Annotated in this window: 13 protein-coding genes and 1 pseudogene; 10 read left to right on the forward strand and 4 right to left on the reverse strand. The window is 30.8% G+C overall.

The annotated features are described in order from the left end of the window. The first annotated feature begins 74 nt into the window (after positions 1 to 74). The 8 genes and pseudogenes from TERY_RS23750 to TERY_RS35640 all read left to right on the forward strand — a co-directional run bounded on the left by TERY_RS23750 (position 75) and on the right by TERY_RS35640 (position 4,977). Entirely contained in the window at positions 75 to 407 is a 333-nt protein-coding gene (locus TERY_RS23750; RefSeq protein WP_155994612.1) for a hypothetical protein, read from the forward strand. Positions 408 to 908: 501 nt separating this feature from the next. Then, on the forward strand, positions 909 to 1,280 hold the full coding sequence (locus tag TERY_RS23755) for a transposase family protein (protein ID WP_011612568.1): 372 nt from the start codon (positions 909 to 911) through the stop codon (positions 1,278 to 1,280). A 124-nt stretch (positions 1,281 to 1,404) separates the two neighbouring features. After that, positions 1,405 to 1,806 (forward strand): annotated as a pseudogene (locus TERY_RS23760) (transposase family protein); the annotation flags it as partial. Positions 1,807 to 2,431: 625 nt separating this feature from the next. Next, a complete protein-coding gene (locus TERY_RS31795) occupies positions 2,432 to 2,665 on the forward strand; it encodes a hypothetical protein (RefSeq protein ID WP_081432515.1) in 234 nt (77 codons plus the stop codon). Between the two features lie 317 nt (positions 2,666 to 2,982). Then, positions 2,983 to 3,123 (forward strand): hypothetical protein, encoded by a 141-nt coding sequence (locus TERY_RS35630; RefSeq protein WP_196797163.1) that lies wholly within the window; start codon positions 2,983 to 2,985, stop codon positions 3,121 to 3,123. A gap of 1,063 nt (positions 3,124 to 4,186) precedes the next feature. Then, positions 4,187 to 4,435, forward strand: coding sequence for a transposase family protein (locus TERY_RS37935; RefSeq protein ID WP_011610837.1), 249 nt, complete (start codon positions 4,187 to 4,189; stop codon positions 4,433 to 4,435). Further along, a complete protein-coding gene (locus TERY_RS37940) occupies positions 4,422 to 4,664 on the forward strand; it encodes a transposase family protein (RefSeq protein ID WP_052845808.1) in 243 nt (80 codons plus the stop codon). The genes TERY_RS37935 and TERY_RS37940 overlap by 14 nt, the downstream gene beginning before the upstream one ends. 157 nt (positions 4,665 to 4,821) lie before the next feature. Next, positions 4,822 to 4,977, forward strand: a complete 156-nt coding sequence (locus TERY_RS35640) for a hypothetical protein (protein WP_196797131.1) — start codon at positions 4,822 to 4,824, stop codon at positions 4,975 to 4,977. Between the two features lie 201 nt (positions 4,978 to 5,178). On the opposite strand, the gene TERY_RS23775 is transcribed toward TERY_RS35640, so the two are convergent. The 3 genes from TERY_RS23775 to TERY_RS23785 all read right to left on the reverse strand — a co-directional run bounded on the left by TERY_RS23775 (position 5,179) and on the right by TERY_RS23785 (position 11,242). Beyond that, the gene (locus tag TERY_RS23775) at positions 5,179 to 5,505 is read right to left on the reverse strand and encodes an antibiotic biosynthesis monooxygenase (protein WP_044137047.1); all 327 of its coding nucleotides are present in this window, start codon (positions 5,503 to 5,505) and stop codon (positions 5,179 to 5,181) included. A 355-nt stretch (positions 5,506 to 5,860) separates the two neighbouring features. Next, positions 5,861 to 8,143 (reverse strand): protein-arginine deiminase family protein, encoded by a 2,283-nt coding sequence (locus TERY_RS23780; protein ID WP_011614146.1) that lies wholly within the window; start codon positions 8,141 to 8,143, stop codon positions 5,861 to 5,863. Between the two features lie 2,325 nt (positions 8,144 to 10,468). Continuing rightward, complete coding sequence (locus TERY_RS23785; RefSeq protein ID WP_011614147.1) at positions 10,469 to 11,242, reverse strand: response regulator; 774 nt, start codon at positions 11,240 to 11,242, stop codon at positions 10,469 to 10,471. A 612-nt stretch (positions 11,243 to 11,854) separates the two neighbouring features. Between TERY_RS23785 and TERY_RS35645 the strand changes: the two genes are divergently transcribed. Together TERY_RS35645 and TERY_RS23790 are read left to right on the forward strand one after the other, a co-directional pair. Continuing rightward, positions 11,855 to 11,995: a hypothetical protein gene (locus tag TERY_RS35645; RefSeq protein WP_196797164.1), complete on the forward strand. Its 141-nt coding sequence runs from the start codon at positions 11,855 to 11,857 to the stop codon at positions 11,993 to 11,995. A gap of 997 nt (positions 11,996 to 12,992) precedes the next feature. Continuing rightward, positions 12,993 to 13,457: a hypothetical protein gene (locus TERY_RS23790; protein ID WP_011614148.1), complete on the forward strand. Its 465-nt coding sequence runs from the start codon at positions 12,993 to 12,995 to the stop codon at positions 13,455 to 13,457. Between the two features lie 4,219 nt (positions 13,458 to 17,676). On the opposite strand, the gene TERY_RS23800 is transcribed toward TERY_RS23790, so the two are convergent. Next, positions 17,677 to 17,868 (reverse strand): hypothetical protein, encoded by a 192-nt coding sequence (locus TERY_RS23800; protein WP_155994613.1) that lies wholly within the window; start codon positions 17,866 to 17,868, stop codon positions 17,677 to 17,679. Positions 17,869 to 18,805 lie beyond the last annotated feature (937 nt).

Raw genomic sequence — 18,805 nt, forward strand, 5'->3', positions numbered from 1 at the left:
GCAAAATATTAATATTTTCATGTTTAATATTATTTGAAAAAAAATAGAATTACCTATATCATAGAAGATTTGAAGTGATAAAAGTGCAAGTTATCTCACAAAAAAAACAAGCAGAAATTCGTTCTATATTAAGATTGTTGAAGAAATATAAACTAATTTTAGTAATAGATATAGAATTTCATAGTATTTATTTATCATATTGGTTAAAAAATTATCGTCAAAAACATCTATATTTTGCATTTAGACAAAGAAAAATAACCCAAATTAAGGTTGGGAATAAGTATTGTGAAGTACAAAAATTAAACGTAAATGTCGGAAAAAAAAATATTACTCAAATTAAGCAAGTCGGTCTCCAAAATTTATTAATATATAAAAAACGCCAAATAAACAAAAAAAATATATTATAAACCTGGTATATAATCAGTAATTTCTCATCATCGGATAAAATTAATAAAGTATATAGTACAAGAATAGGAATTAACGCCATGTTCAAAGATTGTCACCTCTACTTTTACAATCTTGAAGGACCAAAAGCAAATTAAACTAGACTAAATAATTTGATTTTACTAACAGCTATTTCTGACATAATTAGTTCATTTAAAGGAAAAAAAATCAAAAATTAAGATATTTAAAAATATATGAATAAAAAAGGTAGGATAGAGAGAATAAGTAGTAGCTTTTGGCTTAGATTATATGGTTTTTTTGGACATTTTATGATGTTTTTATCCAAGAATAGGTAGAAAATTTAATGAGGCTAAATTCTCATAAGTTACCCTATTATCGAAAAGGAATTCAAGCTATATTAAAGATTAATATGCTGTACAATAGTTGATTTTTTATTATTAGACATCTCCAAAATAAAAAATAAGGTAAAATTATCAAAACCATTTATTTATAAAGTCTCCCAAATGAATCCAACTTTAGAATATATTTATAACCATCCAAAAGAAACAAAAAGAATTATTGGCATTACTTATGAACAGCTAATAAAATTAATAGCAAAGGCCCAAATAATAGAATCAGAGAAAAAGAAGGCGATCGCTAAAACAGAAAAAAGATTAATTAAAGCAGGTGGAGTCAGAAAAAAGAATTTAACAAAGGAGGAAGAAATAATTTTAACGTTATTTTATTTACATCAAATACCGACTTTTCAAACATTAGGAATTAACTTTGGTATAAGTGAATCAAGTGCTAATAATATTTTTCATTACTGGATAGATATTCTCAGAGAATTACTGCCAGCAAGTTTATTAGAACAAGTAAAAAAAAAAAGAAAATGAATTGGAATGGGTAAAGGAGATATTAACAGAATTAGAATTAATTGTAGATAGTACAGAACAAAGTAGAGAAAGACCAAGTGAATATAAAGACCAATAAAAATATAAAATATGAAAAAATAAAAATCATACTTTTAAAAATCAAATAATAACGACACCAAAAGGAACAGAAATAGTAGATGTAATAGTAGGAGAAAAAGGTCCAGTAAGTGATGTAAAAATATTAAGAAAACAACAGGATAAATTTGATAAAAAACAAAAATTTCAAGGAGATAAAGCTTATGAAGGAGTAGAAAGAACTACTACACCAAAAAAGAAACCAAGAAAAAAAGAAATGCCGCTAGAAATCAAAGAAGAAAATCAAGAAAAAGCCAGAAAGAGAATATTTGTAGAACATGTAATAAGATTAATTAAAATATTTGGAATTGCTAGAGAAAGATTCAGATTAAAAGATAATAATTATCAAAAAGTAATCTTAACAATATGTGGTTTAGTGCGACTAAGAATTGGATCTTTTATATTAGCATAAACCATCAAAAGCTGAGATAAAAAGAATAAATTAAAGTACAATAAATATTTGAATTAGTAACACAAAGTATCTCTGATGCCCATAAAACTGTACAAATTAACTATCTTCATAAGTAGCGATCGCACCACTAAAGATAGTTAGGATAAGCGTTTGAGTATTTTTGGAGATGTCTATTAATTAAAACTAATAAGATTTACCTTTTTTATAATATTGTTTGCTATCTTACTTGAACTATTATTTAAGGCGATTAGGGGGTGTAGTGCGAGCGCAGAGCGCTCGCACTACACCCCCTACCCATGGTTGATTATTTATTCATTAAAACATTAAAAAAAACTGTTAAAAATATGATAAAAAAGGGTTAATAATTACAAAAAAAAAGAAGAAAAAGTGAATATATTAGGCTTTTATCAAGACCATATTAAGCAAAAGTTGAGTCCATCTCAAGTAGTAACATTACAAATATTATTATACTTAATTTCAGTACATAAAACTGTACAAATATCAAAGCTAACCAATTATTTTCAGCTACCAATTAAATCAGAACGTAAGCGAAAACTTATGCGAAAGATTTTTAACCCTAAAGGAATTAAGTTTACCTATATTTTGGTTCCCTTTAGTCAAAATAATGGTAAAAAATCTCTTCAGCTTTACCTCAGAGTTAGTGTTGATTTTAGACCGCACTCAGTGGCAAAATATTAATATTTTAATGATAACTGTAGCTTGGAAAAAGAGAGCTTTACCTATATATTGGAAGATTTTATCTCATAAAGGAGCTAGTAATTTAACCGAACAAAAATCAGTAATTCGCCCTGTATTAAAATTATTGAAAGCACACAAAATAATTCTCACAGCACCCTAGAATTCCACAGTATTTTCCTGTGCCATTGGTTGAAAGAATATAAAAAAAAAGACGTATATTTTGTCTTGAGACAAAAAAAATCAACTATGATAAAACGAGGGAGAAAATATTGTCAACTCTCAGAGTTAAAAGTAAATATCGGTGAATCCCAACTATTATTGAATCAAAAAATTACCAAAATTTTGAAGGTAGGAACATATAATTTACTTGTATATAAAAGACAGAAATATCGTCACAATTCTGTTTCAGAGAAATGGTATATTCTCTCCAATTTATCATAGTAATGTGGAAAAGTTAAAAAAATATATAGCCAGAGAATGGCCATAGAAGCCATGTTTAAGGATTATAAAACTGGTGGTTATAATCTAGAATCAGCAAAAGCCAACGAAACTAGACTTAATAATCTAATTTTATTAATAGCTATTTCATACACAATTAGTTCATTTAAAAGACAATAAATTAAAAATAAAGGAGTTCAAGAATATATATCAAGAACTAATGAAAGAGGTAGAAAAGAAAGAAGAAACAGTAGTTTTTGCTTAGGGTTATCTAGTATTTATTGGGCAATAAATGATGATTTAATGTGGAAATTAGTAGAAAATTTAATGAGCCTTAATCCTCATAAATTACTATATTATCGCAGGGGAATAAAAGCGATGAATAAAGTGGTTAATTAGACTGTAATTTTTGATTAAAAATTAATTAATAAAGTTAAGTTTTTTCATGATATTATTCTACCGCACAACTTGAATTATTCCTCAGCCCCTGAAGGCAAATCCTTTTATATATATAGCTTTCAACTGGCTTGTCACTCCGTGAGGGGCTGTCCATAGCGGTTTTCATTTTAGTAGACTACAGTAGGGACGTTCTATGAAACCTTCCTACAAGGTTTTGGTTGTGAGGATGTGGTTTATCAATCTGAAAAGCGCTGTCAAAATAATATTACTAACTTTTGCAACTAGACACTAGCTGATAGTTGACAGCTGAATGCTTACATATAATCTGGAAATTAGTGGAAAATCTAATGAGCTTTAGTCCTCATCAATTCACCTATTATAAAAAGGGAATTAAAGGGATGAATAAACTACTTAATATTAAATTATCTCCCTCGTCACTAAAATTAATAAAAGTCAGTTTTTTCTGATGTTGTTTGCTACTTTAATTGAACTATATGTTCAATATATAAATGAATAAATAATCAACTCAGATAATAGATAGGAGTGAATTGGCGATCGCTACCTCTCAAACTCAATAAGCTTTCTTTTTGAATTGAAGAATAATTCAATTTATTGTCTCAAATTGTCACTATATTTACCATTAAGCTTGCTTGTCACCCCCTGAGCCTGCATATATAGATATATAAGAGTTGTTGGGAAATAAGGTAAAATAATTTCAGAAAAAATTTGCCATAAAAATGCTAAATATTGAACGAGCCTTAAAACAAGACAGATTACTCAGAGCATTAACACCCATTAAACCGTAAAGCATTTGAATCTTTCTTGGAGTCCTTTGGGCAAATGTATGAGCAAACATTGCACTCGCTCACCTCGTCAACGCTCTGTTGGAGGAGGTCTTTTGGCTCGTTTACGCACTCTACAAGACAAATTGTTTGACATTCTCTTCTACTTTAAATGTTACCCGACTTTTGACTTAGCTGGTATCTTGTTTGATATCGACCGTAGTCAAGCACATTATTGGGTTCATCGCTTACAAACTATGTTAGAAGCAGCCTTGGGAGAAAAAAAGGCGCGATGCATTGCGTCAAATTAACAGTGTCCAAGGATTCATAGAGCGTTTCCCTCGAGTAGAACGAGTGATAATGGATGGCACAGAACGGCCAGTACAAAGACCAACTCACTCTGAAAAACCAAAACTGAATTATTCAGGAAAAAAAAAGCGTCACACTCGCAAACATCTAGTAGCAGTTAATCAAAACAAGAAAGTGCTGGTATTGAGTCAGGCACGAGAAGGAAAGCTGCATGAAGTCGAAGTTCCATGACCAGGAAAAATTGATAGGAAATATACCTCTAGAGATTCCGATAGAAGTAGACAGTGGTTTCCAAGGTCTCCACGCATCAGTATGAAAATATCCGAATCCCCCATAAAAAACCAAAAGGGGGAGAGTTAAGTGAGCAACAAAAACAGATTTTCGGAAATTGAGTCAATCAAGGGTAGTCTGTGAAAACGCCTTGGCGGGCGTCAAGCGTTATGGAGCTGTCAGTCAGATTTCTCGTAATCACAAGTATGATTTTGATGACAAATTAATGCTAACAGCAACTGGTGAGTGGAACTTATATCTGATGACAGCATAAGTAGTCAAATTACTAGGGAAATATGTCAAGTTTTCGTTTGAGTTTTTTCTCTCCTAAGTTATTTCCCAACAACTCTATTACGTCAGTCCTATTTATATTAACCTTGAAACTTCTGTGGTACTTTGAACTGACTATAGTGCGGGCAGGATGCCCGCCAGCTAATGAATTCAATCAAATTTCCTAGGAACTTAACTTCTGAGTTCAACATGACTCTGGTAAAATCTCAGTAACAGTCTCATAAAAATTAATTTCTGGTGGTTTGGCAAATAAATGTGAAATTTTTGCCAATGTTGCTTTATAATCATCAGTTGAATTAGCATCCATATCTTCAACTCCTTCCCAAAAAATTACAGCAATACCTTTATCTGTTCCTGGCAACTGTAATAAATAGGCACCTTTAAAACCTTTATTATAAGTCTTAACTGCCTTTTCATAAAGTTCTTTTGCTTCTTGAAACCTTCCAGGTTTAAATTCTCCCACCGCAACATAAGCGTATTTGTGCTTCAAAAAGTCCATAAAATCTGACATTTCTTTCTCTCAATCTACAAGTTTTAAATTTTTGACTGTATTAGAACTCATACCATATAATGAGAAAACTATTATATTAAAAATTTAAGTAGGTATTGAACCTAGCTTAATTAACTGCTAATTAACCCCACACAAATCGAAAATGATGGTGTGAGGCTCAAGAGCAACTTCTAATAACCCATGATATTGCTTCCTTCGACTCCATTCTAGTCCCAATAACTTTATAGTTAGTGTTTATCCTGATATAATATCACCCAAATATCAAAGAAAATTTGAAAAATATAATTATTGTAGTTAGCAATTTACCAGGATTTTACTCTCGAAACCCTCCATATAGCTGTTAATTGCTGCTATATTATTTCGTATCTACCATATCTAAACTTTGCCCTCTAAACCCTAATATATTTTCAGATAAGGATTTCCAGAAAGGATGATTTTTTCCTAAGCGAGTTGTATTCACAGCATCATGTACATTTCCTCTTAGTTGTTGATAATATTGATCATCCATAAAATTAATATTTAAGCTTGAATTCGACACCAACCTGCGAAATTTCTCTTGAGTATAATCTCGACCATTAATTAATGCTCCTCCGGGACTAGAAACCAATAATTCTCCATTAATTACCACTGAATTAACCATATTCGGCCACCAAGCATAACCGCTATATCCAAACATAGCTGGTACTTGAATTATCTGGTCATTGCTCAGATTAAATTCCTGTTTTAACTTCTCAATTAATGGGTTTAATTTTTCCCGTTGTAAATAGAGATTATGCTGAACTAACTTTTCATTTTTCAACGCAGCCCGCACTGTTATTTGAGTGCTTAAACCACGATTTATAGCAGCTTTACCATAGTTTTCTTCACTGAGTTCTTCTAATAATTTGACCCCTGCTTCTGGACTCACAATTAACATTAGAGGTTTGCCAGTTTTACTAGGAATAAAACTAATAATTTCATCTACATGACGCATCATTAACCAAGAAGTATCAATATCTACTGGGGGACCCTGAATTTTCTGTGCTTTGATGAAATCAATAATATCAGGATTCATACCCACTTCACCTGCTTTCCCATAATAAACTCTTCCCATAGGATATCCTGGTAAAGGTGGTGTTACTTCTAGATTTCCATAAGCATCTGCCCACCTGTTGAGAGGATCTAGTTGTCTGGGTTTACCAACTTCAAACCAACCAAAATTTTCTTTGAGGAGGCTTCTAGCATACTGATCATTTTCCTGTAGACGGTTACCTTTAAGTACCACATTCATATTGTGCATTTTACCTTGAGTGGGAAACTGCACATAACCTATTTTTTTAGTATCTTGCATCCAGGTTGTTCCGCCAGGATTAATTTTAGCTGTCACACCTGTTTTTTCAATAATTTCAGTGATTTTACTGATAAACTTTTGATTAGCTAAACCTCGCTCACTAACGTGCAGTTCTTTGACTGGAGCAGTATTAGGAGACATTAACCAAGGAACTACACCTATTTGAATACTATCAGAAGCAATTTGTCTACCATTTTTTTTAGCTATCGCTGTCAAGTTAACAACTCCTTTCCAGTCCCTGTCAGCAAATTGTTTAGCTTCTACACCTAATACTATCTTTGCTCTAGATATTAATGCTTCAGTGCCAGAAAGATCTACTGGTTGCCATCCAGATTCTGTTTTTTGGAAGATATTGATATAGTTATTAACATCTGCGTCAGTAGAGATGTAGATTTGAGCATCTCTATAGTTTTCTGCTAATCGAATATTGACAATAGCTAAATCTGCTACATCATTTTCACCATTAACATCCCCATCTCGCCAATCTGGGATTAGATCGCCGTTATCATCATCATTATTAAATAACATTAATGCACCTTCTGATAAAGACCAGTTTTCTCTACCTGACTTGTCAGTTTCATCCACTTTCCCATCTCTGTTAGTATCACCATACATGGTAAAACCTGGAGATAAACTATATGCAATGGGTCGATAAGTTTTGGTATGGCTATTTGTCTTCTTTTCTTTCTCTTTTTCCCATACTCTTACTGCCATTACTTTTTCATAACAGGCCACTGCTAGATACCCCTGATATTCAAGCATTTTTTCGATCGCTTTATCTGTCATCAATGAATCTTGAGGAATTTGACGTAAACTATAAATTGCCTCTAACCAAAGATTTTCTGCTTCTTCCCAGGTTTGATAATTTGCTTGTAGTTTTTTTCCTTTTGCTACAGCATTGGTTGCTATGCTCAGTGCTTGTTTCCAACTTTGAAGAGCTTTTTCTTCTTTAATAATTTTTGCTTCTATACTGCGGAAGTCTTTCAAAGTTTTTTCATACTGTTGTAACTGGAATTGGTATTGCCAAGGTTCCCTAACTTTCTTGAAGTTTGGCATTTTAGAGACTCGCTCTAGTTCTACTTTTAATTGATCTTTTATCTGGTACAGTTCTGTCAGTGAACTTATTGTTTTAGGAATTTTTAAGTTCTTGTTTATCGACTTGATAGTTTCTAAGGCAGAAATTTCTGAGTTAGCTGGCTCAGGAAGTGAAGATTGTGCCACTGCTTGAGGTACAGGTACCCAGATAATTCCTACTAATGCCCCAACAGTATTTACTAGAGCTATTTTTATGTATTGTATCCAACCCATAATATATATCCTCATGTATAGTTATAAATTTTAGCTAATTTCTACCAATTTATTCTGTGTTACAGAAGTCGAAACTTATAAGTCAAAAGTTAATAGTCAATGGTGAGTAGGGAGTAGCTTATAAGGGGAGATTATTTATAATAGTTTATTGGGTGACAAACAGGTCAAAACTATTGTGAGAGCATTAAATTTCTGTAAAAAATTGACGATTTTTGTAATAATAATAATTATTCTTAGTGAGGGTGTTGCTTCAGATCACCGACACCCAGAGCCTATATTGACTTAATATTCATTCAATGCTAACGACAAAGTTTATATAAGTCAATTTTCATTCCATAAGCATTTATTGCACATTTTTTACTGCCAGAGTTATGCCTAGGAGCCGTAATGGTGATGGATAATTTACCTTCACATAAACTATAGCAATCTGCTTATAGGTTATGGTATAATTTTTTATGGAAAAATTTTTGGAAAATCGAATATTTGACTATCTGCAAAAAACTTAAATAACTACTTAACTACTTTAAGATAACTGCAAAAATGATCAAGTTGTCTAATAAAATTTTTGGTTTGTAACCAAATATCTTTAACAGGATTTTGCTCGGTAGTATTTTGAGCTAATTTTGTAAATTTATCAACTATTCTTATTTTGATAAATCTTGATTATTTGAGCTAATTTTGTAAATTTATCAACTATTCTTATTTTGATAAATCTTGATTAATTGTCCTTAAGTATTATAGAAATTATTGAGAGTTATGGTAAGTTTCTCTATCCCCAAATCTTACTAATTTTTTACCAGGTATTTGAGCAGTGAAAATATTTCATAAATTGTATGGTATTTTTAGTATTTCCACGGATCTAATTTTTGTACAATAAATTATTGGGTTTGATAGTCTAAGTCGCTATAATAAGTCTGGATTTTAAATTAATTTTTAATTACAACTTTTATTTTTTAATCTGTTTATAGCCAAGCATCAGCTAATAAATATACCCATAAAATATTACATCTTTAATATAAAGAATATAAGCTTTTGATCTACTATTTCAGGTTGCATTATGGCTCAAAATTCCTTCCTAGCTTTTTTTTATTGCACTAATTAATCATTTTTATTTAGCTTCTTTTTTTGAGGTTTTTCAGTTTGATAATATAGGTTTTTTTATAGTGATATATTTATCTATATAATGGAAAATATAGACTAAATATTCATAAGTTATGACTCACAATTCACCATATATAACTTACCAAAAATTGCTATTCATTCTATTTTTTTTTACCTGGATAAAAGAATCAATAAATGTATTTTTAATACCTGGATTTTTTGATGATAATAACAAAGTTGACCAGAAAATCCTATAAGCACTATTCTATCAGTCAAACTAAATTGATCAATTGTTGGGTATTAGCTTGACCTTCTCTAAAATTATATCCTCCTGTTTTACAGTCAAATAACATAGCTTCAATACCCATTCTCGAACGAGAATTTCTTCATACTTCATCTAAATTGTCAATATTTATCAACAGGTACTATCGTTCTTTTTCTACTTTCTGATTATATTTACTTTTTTCTAGCTATTTACATGCTAGATTTGTATCATTCAAGCTAAATTGAATAATCAATCAACTTAGTGTTGGGGTGTCTAGAGCGCGATCACGTTCGGTAAATACTGATCAATAATAATTATTATTCTTGCAAAAACTACCAATTTTTGAGGTTAGTGAATATCCCACAAACCACTATCTCATAATAGTTTTAAGGTGCTTATCACCCCGTAAGAGCAATAGATATGATGTGAAAAAGGATACAGAGGAGAATGAGCCAAAGTCCTTATGAATAGGAGCTATAAGTAAAACTTCTGAGACTAGAAGCACTCAAAGGTCAAGAGAAAGAAAGGAGAAATTGATTTAAGATATTTAGATGAAAGTGGGTTTAATTTGATTTGATTCCTTAGGAATGGCCATATAAAGATTTAATAATAACTTGTAAAAGTTCTTCAAGTAATGTTATGGGATTAATGAATTACTAAAACGAATTATTTGATGCCCATAGTCAAGGGAAATATTAATAGTGCAGTAGTTATTAAGTTTTGGGAAAAATTTAGTTAAAAATTGTCCAAAAGAATTGTAGTAGTTACGGACTAAGCTTCAATTTATTAGAGCGATCGCGCAGTGAATAAATTAGAAGAACAGCTGATGGGAATTCCTATAGTAATTACTATATATTTCCGGTTGAGAGATCATAATTATAAATTTTGTAGGATATTAACCAATATCTCTTTAGCTTGATTTTATCTGTCTAATTATGACTTTTCAACCGGAAATTATCCTAAGGTTCTCTAACCATATCCCTATTTGGTTGAGACCAATTAGCTGTTTCCTCATTATTAGTACTGGACCCATTACTAGGTAATTCTAAGCAATAGCCAGCACCATATACGGTTTTAATATACCGAGGATGACGAGGATCTGGTTCCATTTTAGTTCTGAGATGTCTAATATGGACTCGAATTGTCTCAATATCATCGTCTGGATCGTAACCCCAGACTTCCTTAAGAATTTCACTAGGAGATACTGTCTGGCCATGGCGTTGTAGTAAACAATGGAGTAACTCAAATTCCAGATGAGTTAATTTAACTGTTTGATCAAACCAGATAGCCTCAAACCTTTCGGGAACCAGGGTCAAAGGGCCATAACTTAGTATTTCACTATGTTTAGCTGCTTGAGGAATTCGATCTGTGCGTCGCAGTAAAGCACGGACTCGTGCCAGCATTTCTTCTATTTCAAAGGGTTTTGTTAAATAATCATCTGCACCAGCATTAAAACCTTCTACTTTATCTTGGGTTTGACCCAAAGCAGTTAACATCAACACTGGAATATCCGCTGTTCGTTCATCACGACGCAGACGTTGACATACTGTAAACCCATCTACTTTCGGCAGCATTAAATCTAACACTATCAGGTCTGGTAATAGTTGCAAAGCTAGAGCTTGTCCTTTTATACCATCTTCTGCTTGACTAACTTCATAGCCAGCCATTTCTAAGTTTACGGCAACGAGTTCTGCGATCGCAGGATCATCATCAATGACGAGTATTCGGGGCATCATTTCCTACACTTAACCTACGATTTTTTCTTATTGTAATGTTTAATTAAGATTTTTAAGCTTTTCCATTAAATGTGAGATTTTTCCTTCAAAACATTACTCTTCTTTGATCTTCATTTTTATATTTTTCTTTAACACGAATTTATTTTATTGTCAAGCTATTAAATGATAACAACAAATCTTTGCTGGGACTGTAACCAAGTTCTTTTATTCTAATGATGCTGTTTAGATACGACTTAAGGCCAAATGTTTTGTTCATAGACATTTATTTTCCCATTCTTCAACAGAAAAAAATCCCGAGAGATTGGCATCCTAATTGTAATAACTCGTATTTAATACAATCATCTTCAAGAGAAGTCGCCGATACTATACTAGTTAAAATTGACTTGACAGTTTCCTCTGTTTTGGGAGGGCAACAATAGACTTACAGTATAGGAGGACATAGTTGATTAGATTTTAGACTTAACAACTAATATACAGCACTTTCCCCACGTGATGAGGTACACTTACAAATAAGAATTTAATGGTATAAATATAAAGTCATATCTAACAAAACTCACCAGAAAAAATAGTTGCTACATATATTCGATCATAAGATATTAATTGGCATTTATGGCCATCTTATGTTCTGTTACTAAAAGTTTAGCCCAAAAACTGGTAAAACAACAAAAAACAGATGGAAATTTAGAACCATTAAAACCTGGGAAACAAAGATTTAGTTATCCCACAAATACATATAAGAATTTAAAATAACTTGTGTCAGAATATCTAAGTACTACTATTGCAAAACTATGTGAATTGTTTGAACCTTTTAACAGGAAATTTGGTAAGTCTTACTGCCATGTGTCGAGCTTTAAAAAAATTGGTATTAAGCCGTAAAAAAAATGCAGAGTAGCAGCCAAACCGAGACAGAAAGAGTACAAAGATTAAGATAAGAATAGAAAAAAATATAGGCCCATAAAATTTAGTATTTATACATAGAATAGGTGTGATGCTAGGTTTAAACAGAAACCATGCACCCTAACTCTAAGGGGACAATGAGTTAATGAAACGAAAGCATTTTATTGAGGTCAGAAATTTATAGTAATTGGTGTAGTAAGCATTAAAGAAGAGTATGATTCATGACAATAAATAATTCAATGATCAGCATTACATTTTAAAGTATTTATTGAATATTTTTTACTTTGTTCCATAATCTAGATATGAATTACAAATATTCATGCCTCTTGACTATTTATTCTCGTTCCTATTAATTTGTCGATAAATTAGAGTAATGGCAGTAGGAAAATAGTATAATAAACAATTATTTTATGTAATTTATCACTCAGCACCAAATTCTTTCCCTCTTTCATCAAAAAAACTCTTGGACAACTTTTCCTGATAGTTGAGACTTCATTGCTAAGTCAAAACCTGTAATGTGTCCCTAATTTTTTTTAACTAACAGGTAAAATCAATTATTCAAGTAATTTTATTGCTGCTCATGTTGTTTATGTATAGTAGATAATTATCTAGGTTAATCCATAAATTGCAAATAAGCGTCAGGATTAACTTAGCATTAAGAATCCCAATACAAGAGAAGTTACAATAGAAAAAATATTTGTATGACTTTAAAGGTTTTTCGGTATTTTGGATATATTTATTATTCTTGAGGCAGATTTTTTTGCCTCTTAGATGTACTTTCGCTTTATCTATTTGTACCCTATAGTATCGATTTGTACTCTATATTATTAATTTTGCACTATTTTAAAATATGTTTCGTAAATTAACAGTTATTGGTAGTATTATTGTGGTTTGTTTATGGAACACTGGTTGTAGCGATAGCATGATTGTCCAGTGTAGTAAATTAACTGGTATTATTCAAAGTGGTAATGCTCTTCTTGAGACTAAAGCTCCTTATGATGCTGAAACAACTGATAAGCTTGGAAAAGATCTAAACGAAATTGCTCAAAAGGTCAAAGCTCTAGAACTTAAGGACGAAAAGCTTCAACAGCTTCGGAATCGCTTTTATCAAGTTTTTCAGAAACTTTCTCAAGAATTTATGTATATGAGTTCAAATCTTAAAACTATCACACAAGTAGAACCTTCATTAGAGGGTAGAAAAAAGTTCCATCAGGCCAAGGCTGGAATTACTGAAGCAGGGGAAAAGGCAAGTAAATTTGCTGTAGATGAAGATACCTTGGTAGAGGAACTAATTAGTTATTGCAAAGAGAAATGATTAGCAAAAATTTGAGTTTAAAGCTTTCCACTTCTAGGGGTACTTTATTTGATTATTAGGTTAAAAGGTACAAAACAACTTTAGTCTGTAACAAAAAGTAAAATGCCTCTAAAATCTTTTCCCTTTTATCTGCTGCCTTTTCATTAAGATAATTTTGAATGCTGAGAAACAATATTTAGCTAAAAACCAAAATACAAACCTTTTTTAAATTGCTTATTATGTAATTATGTAACTTGAAAAAGTTTTTTGGAAAAATTTGGTCATTTATTTGAGAACAGCTCAAAAGTAAAGTCATGATTTGTAAAATTAGTAACAAGTTTAATAAGGGAATACTCCCGCCTAACCACAAACTAAAAGCCATGAAAACATATGGCTGGTCGTAAAATGACATCAAAAAAAAATATATCTCAGTGTTGTTACGATACGGGCAACGATCAGGCAATATTTTCCAAACTATCAACCCATTTGCGTTTGATCACAATAGTAAGGCAATGCCTGTAATAGCCGTCACTTTAATCAGTGATTATACAGATATTAAGGTGTAAGTTTTGAGTCGCTTAAATGTTGCAAATATCTACTTAAGAATGATAGCAGATTCCAAGTATATGAAGTAAAAATATTAACAATTGAATGTTTCCGGTGCGGGCATCTTGCCTGCGTTGGTATATCTTACCAAGGTTTAATTCGTTGTAAAACTATTCTTGATTCTTAGAATTTAAAAGATAAATAATATCATGTTTGGATCAGTGCGTTATAATACTGGAGCTGAATAAGTTTTCTCTTTCTTATTTTCACCGAATGTTATCAGTTACAATTTCTCCCAAAATATTTGGCCATAAATCTAGAGAGCTTATACCATTGTGAAAAAAAGGATATTATAAGTGATTAGAAGCGATAACTTTTTAAATATTAGATACTGAAAGGTAATCCCTACCTAAATATTGGCCATTGATAAAGCATCAACAATAAATTCCCAGCCAGTGGTTCGAGCTATTACTTTTTTTTGGTCTACAAGCAGCTTTTTTAGGGTTTCTTCTGGGTCAATAATATTAATTTTTATATTCCAGGACTTATGGTATGACAAGCCAGCTGGGAGATAGATATATCAAGAAATTTACAGTTTAAGCTGAATAATAATTCAAGTCCAATGGAAAGCTTATTGAGAATAAGGGGGGGTTGGTGAACATAAAACGTTCACCAACTCCCCCCCTATTTTAGGTTGATTATTTATTCAAAAAAAATATTTTAAATGCTATTAAAAATATAATAAAAGATTGTTTATAATTCAACAAAAAAACAATCTAAATGAAGATATTGGGTAATTATCAAGACCAAATAAAGCATAAATTAAGTTCAGCGATCTAGTTGAAATATTAAAAAAAATTGTGGTATTTAATATCAGTGCATAAAAATGTACAAATATCAAAGTCATCAGCTTTTTTTTACCTACAAATTAAATCTAAAAATAGCCGAAAATATATATAATTATTTTTAATGTTAAAAGTATTAATTTTGTATATATGGTTTACTTTAGTCGAAATTATGATAAATACACGGCTTTTATTTTCATCATAGTTAGTGTTAGTTTTAAATAATAATTAGTAGACAAAAATATCAATATATTAATTATAAGTGTAGTGTATAAAAAAAAAGAGCATTACCTATATACTGGAAAATTTTAAGTCATCAAGGTGTAAGTAATAGAATGGAACAATAAGAAGTAATTCGTCTTTTTTTAAGATAATTGAAAAAATATTAACTAATTTTAGTATGAGATAAGGAATTCCATAGTATATATCTATCATGTTGGTTAAAAAGTCATTTTCAAAAATATCTATACTTTCCATTTATACAAAGAAAAAAAAACCGAAACTAAGGGTAGTAGTAAATATTTTAAACTATAGCAATTAATAGTAAAAATTAGCTTAAAAAAAATATTACTAAATAAAAAAAGTCGAAAATCAAGGAATTCATTTTTCGCAATTTTTGATCTATAAGAAAAGTGTAAAATTAACCAGAAAATCTATCATAAACATGATAAATTATTAGTTCTTTTCATCATAATATAAAATCAAGAAAGTATATATTCAAAGAATAATAATTGAGGTCATTTTCAAAGATTGTAAGAGTAAAATTTACAATATTGAAGGAGCAAAAGCAAATAAAACTAGATTAAATAATTGAATTTTACTACATAGCTATTTCTTAGACAATTAGTTAATTTAAAGAATAAAAAATTAAAAATAAAGGTATGTAAAATATATGTAAAGAAGGAATAAAACAGGCAAAATAGAGAGAAGGCATAATAACTTTTGGATTAGATTCTATGGTGTTTTTTGGATATTTTATTATAGTTTCATTCAAGAATAGGTAAAAAATTTAATAATGCTAAGTTCTCATAAGTTACCCTATTATCAAAAAGGAATTAAAGCTATGTTAAAGATTAATAATCTGTATAATCGTTAATTTTTTATGATTAATTAAAATTAATAAAAGTGACCTTTTTTCTAATGTTGTTGGCTATTAAATTTAAACTATTTTTTAACGAAAGTAGGGGTGTAGTCAGGGAAAATGCATCTAATTTTTTTGACAAATGACCAAGAGGTACATTTCGAGAACTTACTCTGTGAGATATCTAAGTTGACGCTCAACAAATGCTATTTTTGGGAGCGCGAGTGACTTTCCATGAGTGCGCGTCTCCTCAATTAATCAATGATAACTGATATAAGGCTATTTATTGTTTATATTTCTATCTGCAATCACTCATTTTTTTAAATTATAAATAAATATTATTCTGGCTTTTATTGTAGCTATTACAGTCTGCAAGTACTTAATTTTTTCAAGAATCATAAGTTATTATTATTTGACTTTTATTCTGGATATAGCTAGCCGGCAATTACCCTTAACTCATCAAAGTAAAATCAATAATAGTTCTCTTAATTCACGGTAAAACATAATCATACTAAGGAATATTTTTACTTGTTTCTATTCAGAATTTATTGTGAGCCGAATAAAATTTTGAGGAGGTAATTATTGTTCCATCCTACTCTTTTTTATTGATTTTTTATTCCAGTTATAACAGTTTTTTCTTGACTTAATAAATTTCAAGCTATTTGTCTAATTACTGGGAAATTTTCTGGAGTATTATCCTTTATTATTCTAGAATCATCATCTTGGAATTGAAGATTCAAAACCCAATTTAATTGGTTTTCAATTCCCCAATAACCACAAATAGCTTCGGCTAAAAGTTCAGCATTATTAGGTAAACTACTAGAGTTATTGGCTATTTGCGAGATATTTTTCCTTTCAATCTGCCCTATTAATCCACCTAGATAATGCCAGAATCATATTTTTTGAGGTTGATTTTTCCAATAATTGTCAAACTGTTGACACCACCTTTCAAAGCAGGGAGCTATGGTGTTAATGGTTGTTTTTCTCATCTTTAAAAGCTTCGGTTAAATCGTTATTTAATAAGCATTATAGCTTAATTTTACTCATTAAGTTGTGTAATTCTCATTCGTAAAAATATACTCTGCTGAAATTGTCAAAAACAGTAACCCAAAATATTTTTATTTTTTTGTATCGTGAAAAGCCTTTAATTTTGATTATTTTTCCTAATAATTTTTTAGTTTTGCTCCAAATTAAATATTTAAAATATTTATATTTTTCTGTATTATTCATATCATCAACGCGCACGATAAAAATATCCAGTAATATTATTTGATAATCCTGTGAAGTGGTAGGAATATTATTTGTTTTACTTCGATTACTTAAGTGTGATTACAGATAGTATGACCAACAATAAAAATCAAATATTATTATTTGAGTCCCCTCAAAAAAAGTGATGGCTGGCTGTGACATCAGCAACCAAGCCCAAAAAATTGTAATTGAATAAAGTTAAAGGACGAAAGCGTTTGATGGAGCGACATGAAATGGCGAGAGGGTTAGACAACGGTGTATCGTGGAACAGAGTTCTATTGCTATCGCTCACAGGAAAATAGTGTTTGTGGATGTGATATCAGATGTAAGCTGAGACGCATTCATATTGCATTTTGATGCCATGGAAAGTCTTATATATGATTCGAGAGGAAAAATTCATGCCTCCAATACGATCGCAGAGTGTGTCCTCGAAGCCTAGTATTGGTTATTTGTCAAAAAAATTAGATGCGTTTTCCCTACAACAATTCTCTTGTGTTAATTCATTTGACTGAAAGTGTTTTTATTTTTTTGGAGGAGATGACCAAAACTCATCACTGCTAATTTGTGAGGTTTCAAGCTCTTGGACATGAGCATTATGAATCATCTGTCCTTTTTGAGAGGCAGCTCTTAGCAAACTGACTACTGTATTATAGGAAAAATTAACTGTGCGACTAATTCCTCTTAAGCTACTACCCTCGACATTAGCTAGCAAAACTATCCCCATTTGTTCAGGTAAAAGTTGTCTGGGATAGTAGAGAGTGTCGAAGGTATCACTGAAAATTTGCAGGCATTCGGGACAATAATATCATTGAGAACATTGCTAGTTTTTCTATGGTGGGCGAGTTTTGTGATAGCCACATAGAGGATATTCCATGATGATTAAAAGTATTGAGGGATAATAGTTATATTACTATTCCCACACTTTCTTGATGCACCACCTACAATTAACTATTCCTATCCCACGTGAGGGTAGCTTTGCGGAACACAAACATAAACAGTAAATTTGACTGATAGCTCCATAACGCTTGATGCCTGCAAACAACTTTTCACATATCACCCTAGACTATTCTTAATTTCCGATTTTCCAATTTTTGTTTCTTGCTTAATTGTTTTCACTTCAGTTTTTTATGGGGAATACAGATATTCTCATGTTGATTTTGGATACCTTGAAAACCACTCATAACTTCTATCCCACATTCCGCACTTCATATTGTATCACAAGAGGTTACAAGAAAATATCTATTTAATTAAGTAGAAATACAAATGGAGTTTAGTAACTTCAAGTGATATCATAAAGCTGATAATTGCATTCTTATTGAAGATCAAAAAATGTCTTTAATAGAAGAAATATCAGTTAAAAATATTGACCATTTAGGAATAGTTGCAGGGTTAATTGATTTGAAATAGAAAAGTATGTAGAATAATTTATCTTTACTAGTGTGTAAATAAGCCTTATAGCTTTCTCTTATAGAACGTTGACGAGTTTTTTTCAGTAATGTTTGCTCATACATTTGATTAAAAGAATTTAACAAAGATTCAAATACTTGAGGGTTTAATGGGTGTTAATGCCCTGAATAATTTATCTTGTTTTAAGACTCGTTCTATATTTAGCACTTTTCTAATTTAGCATTTTTCTAGTCAATTCATTT

It is taken from the genome of Trichodesmium erythraeum IMS101, assembly GCF_000014265.1.
GTDB lineage: Bacteria > Cyanobacteriota > Cyanobacteriia > Cyanobacteriales > Microcoleaceae > Trichodesmium > Trichodesmium erythraeum.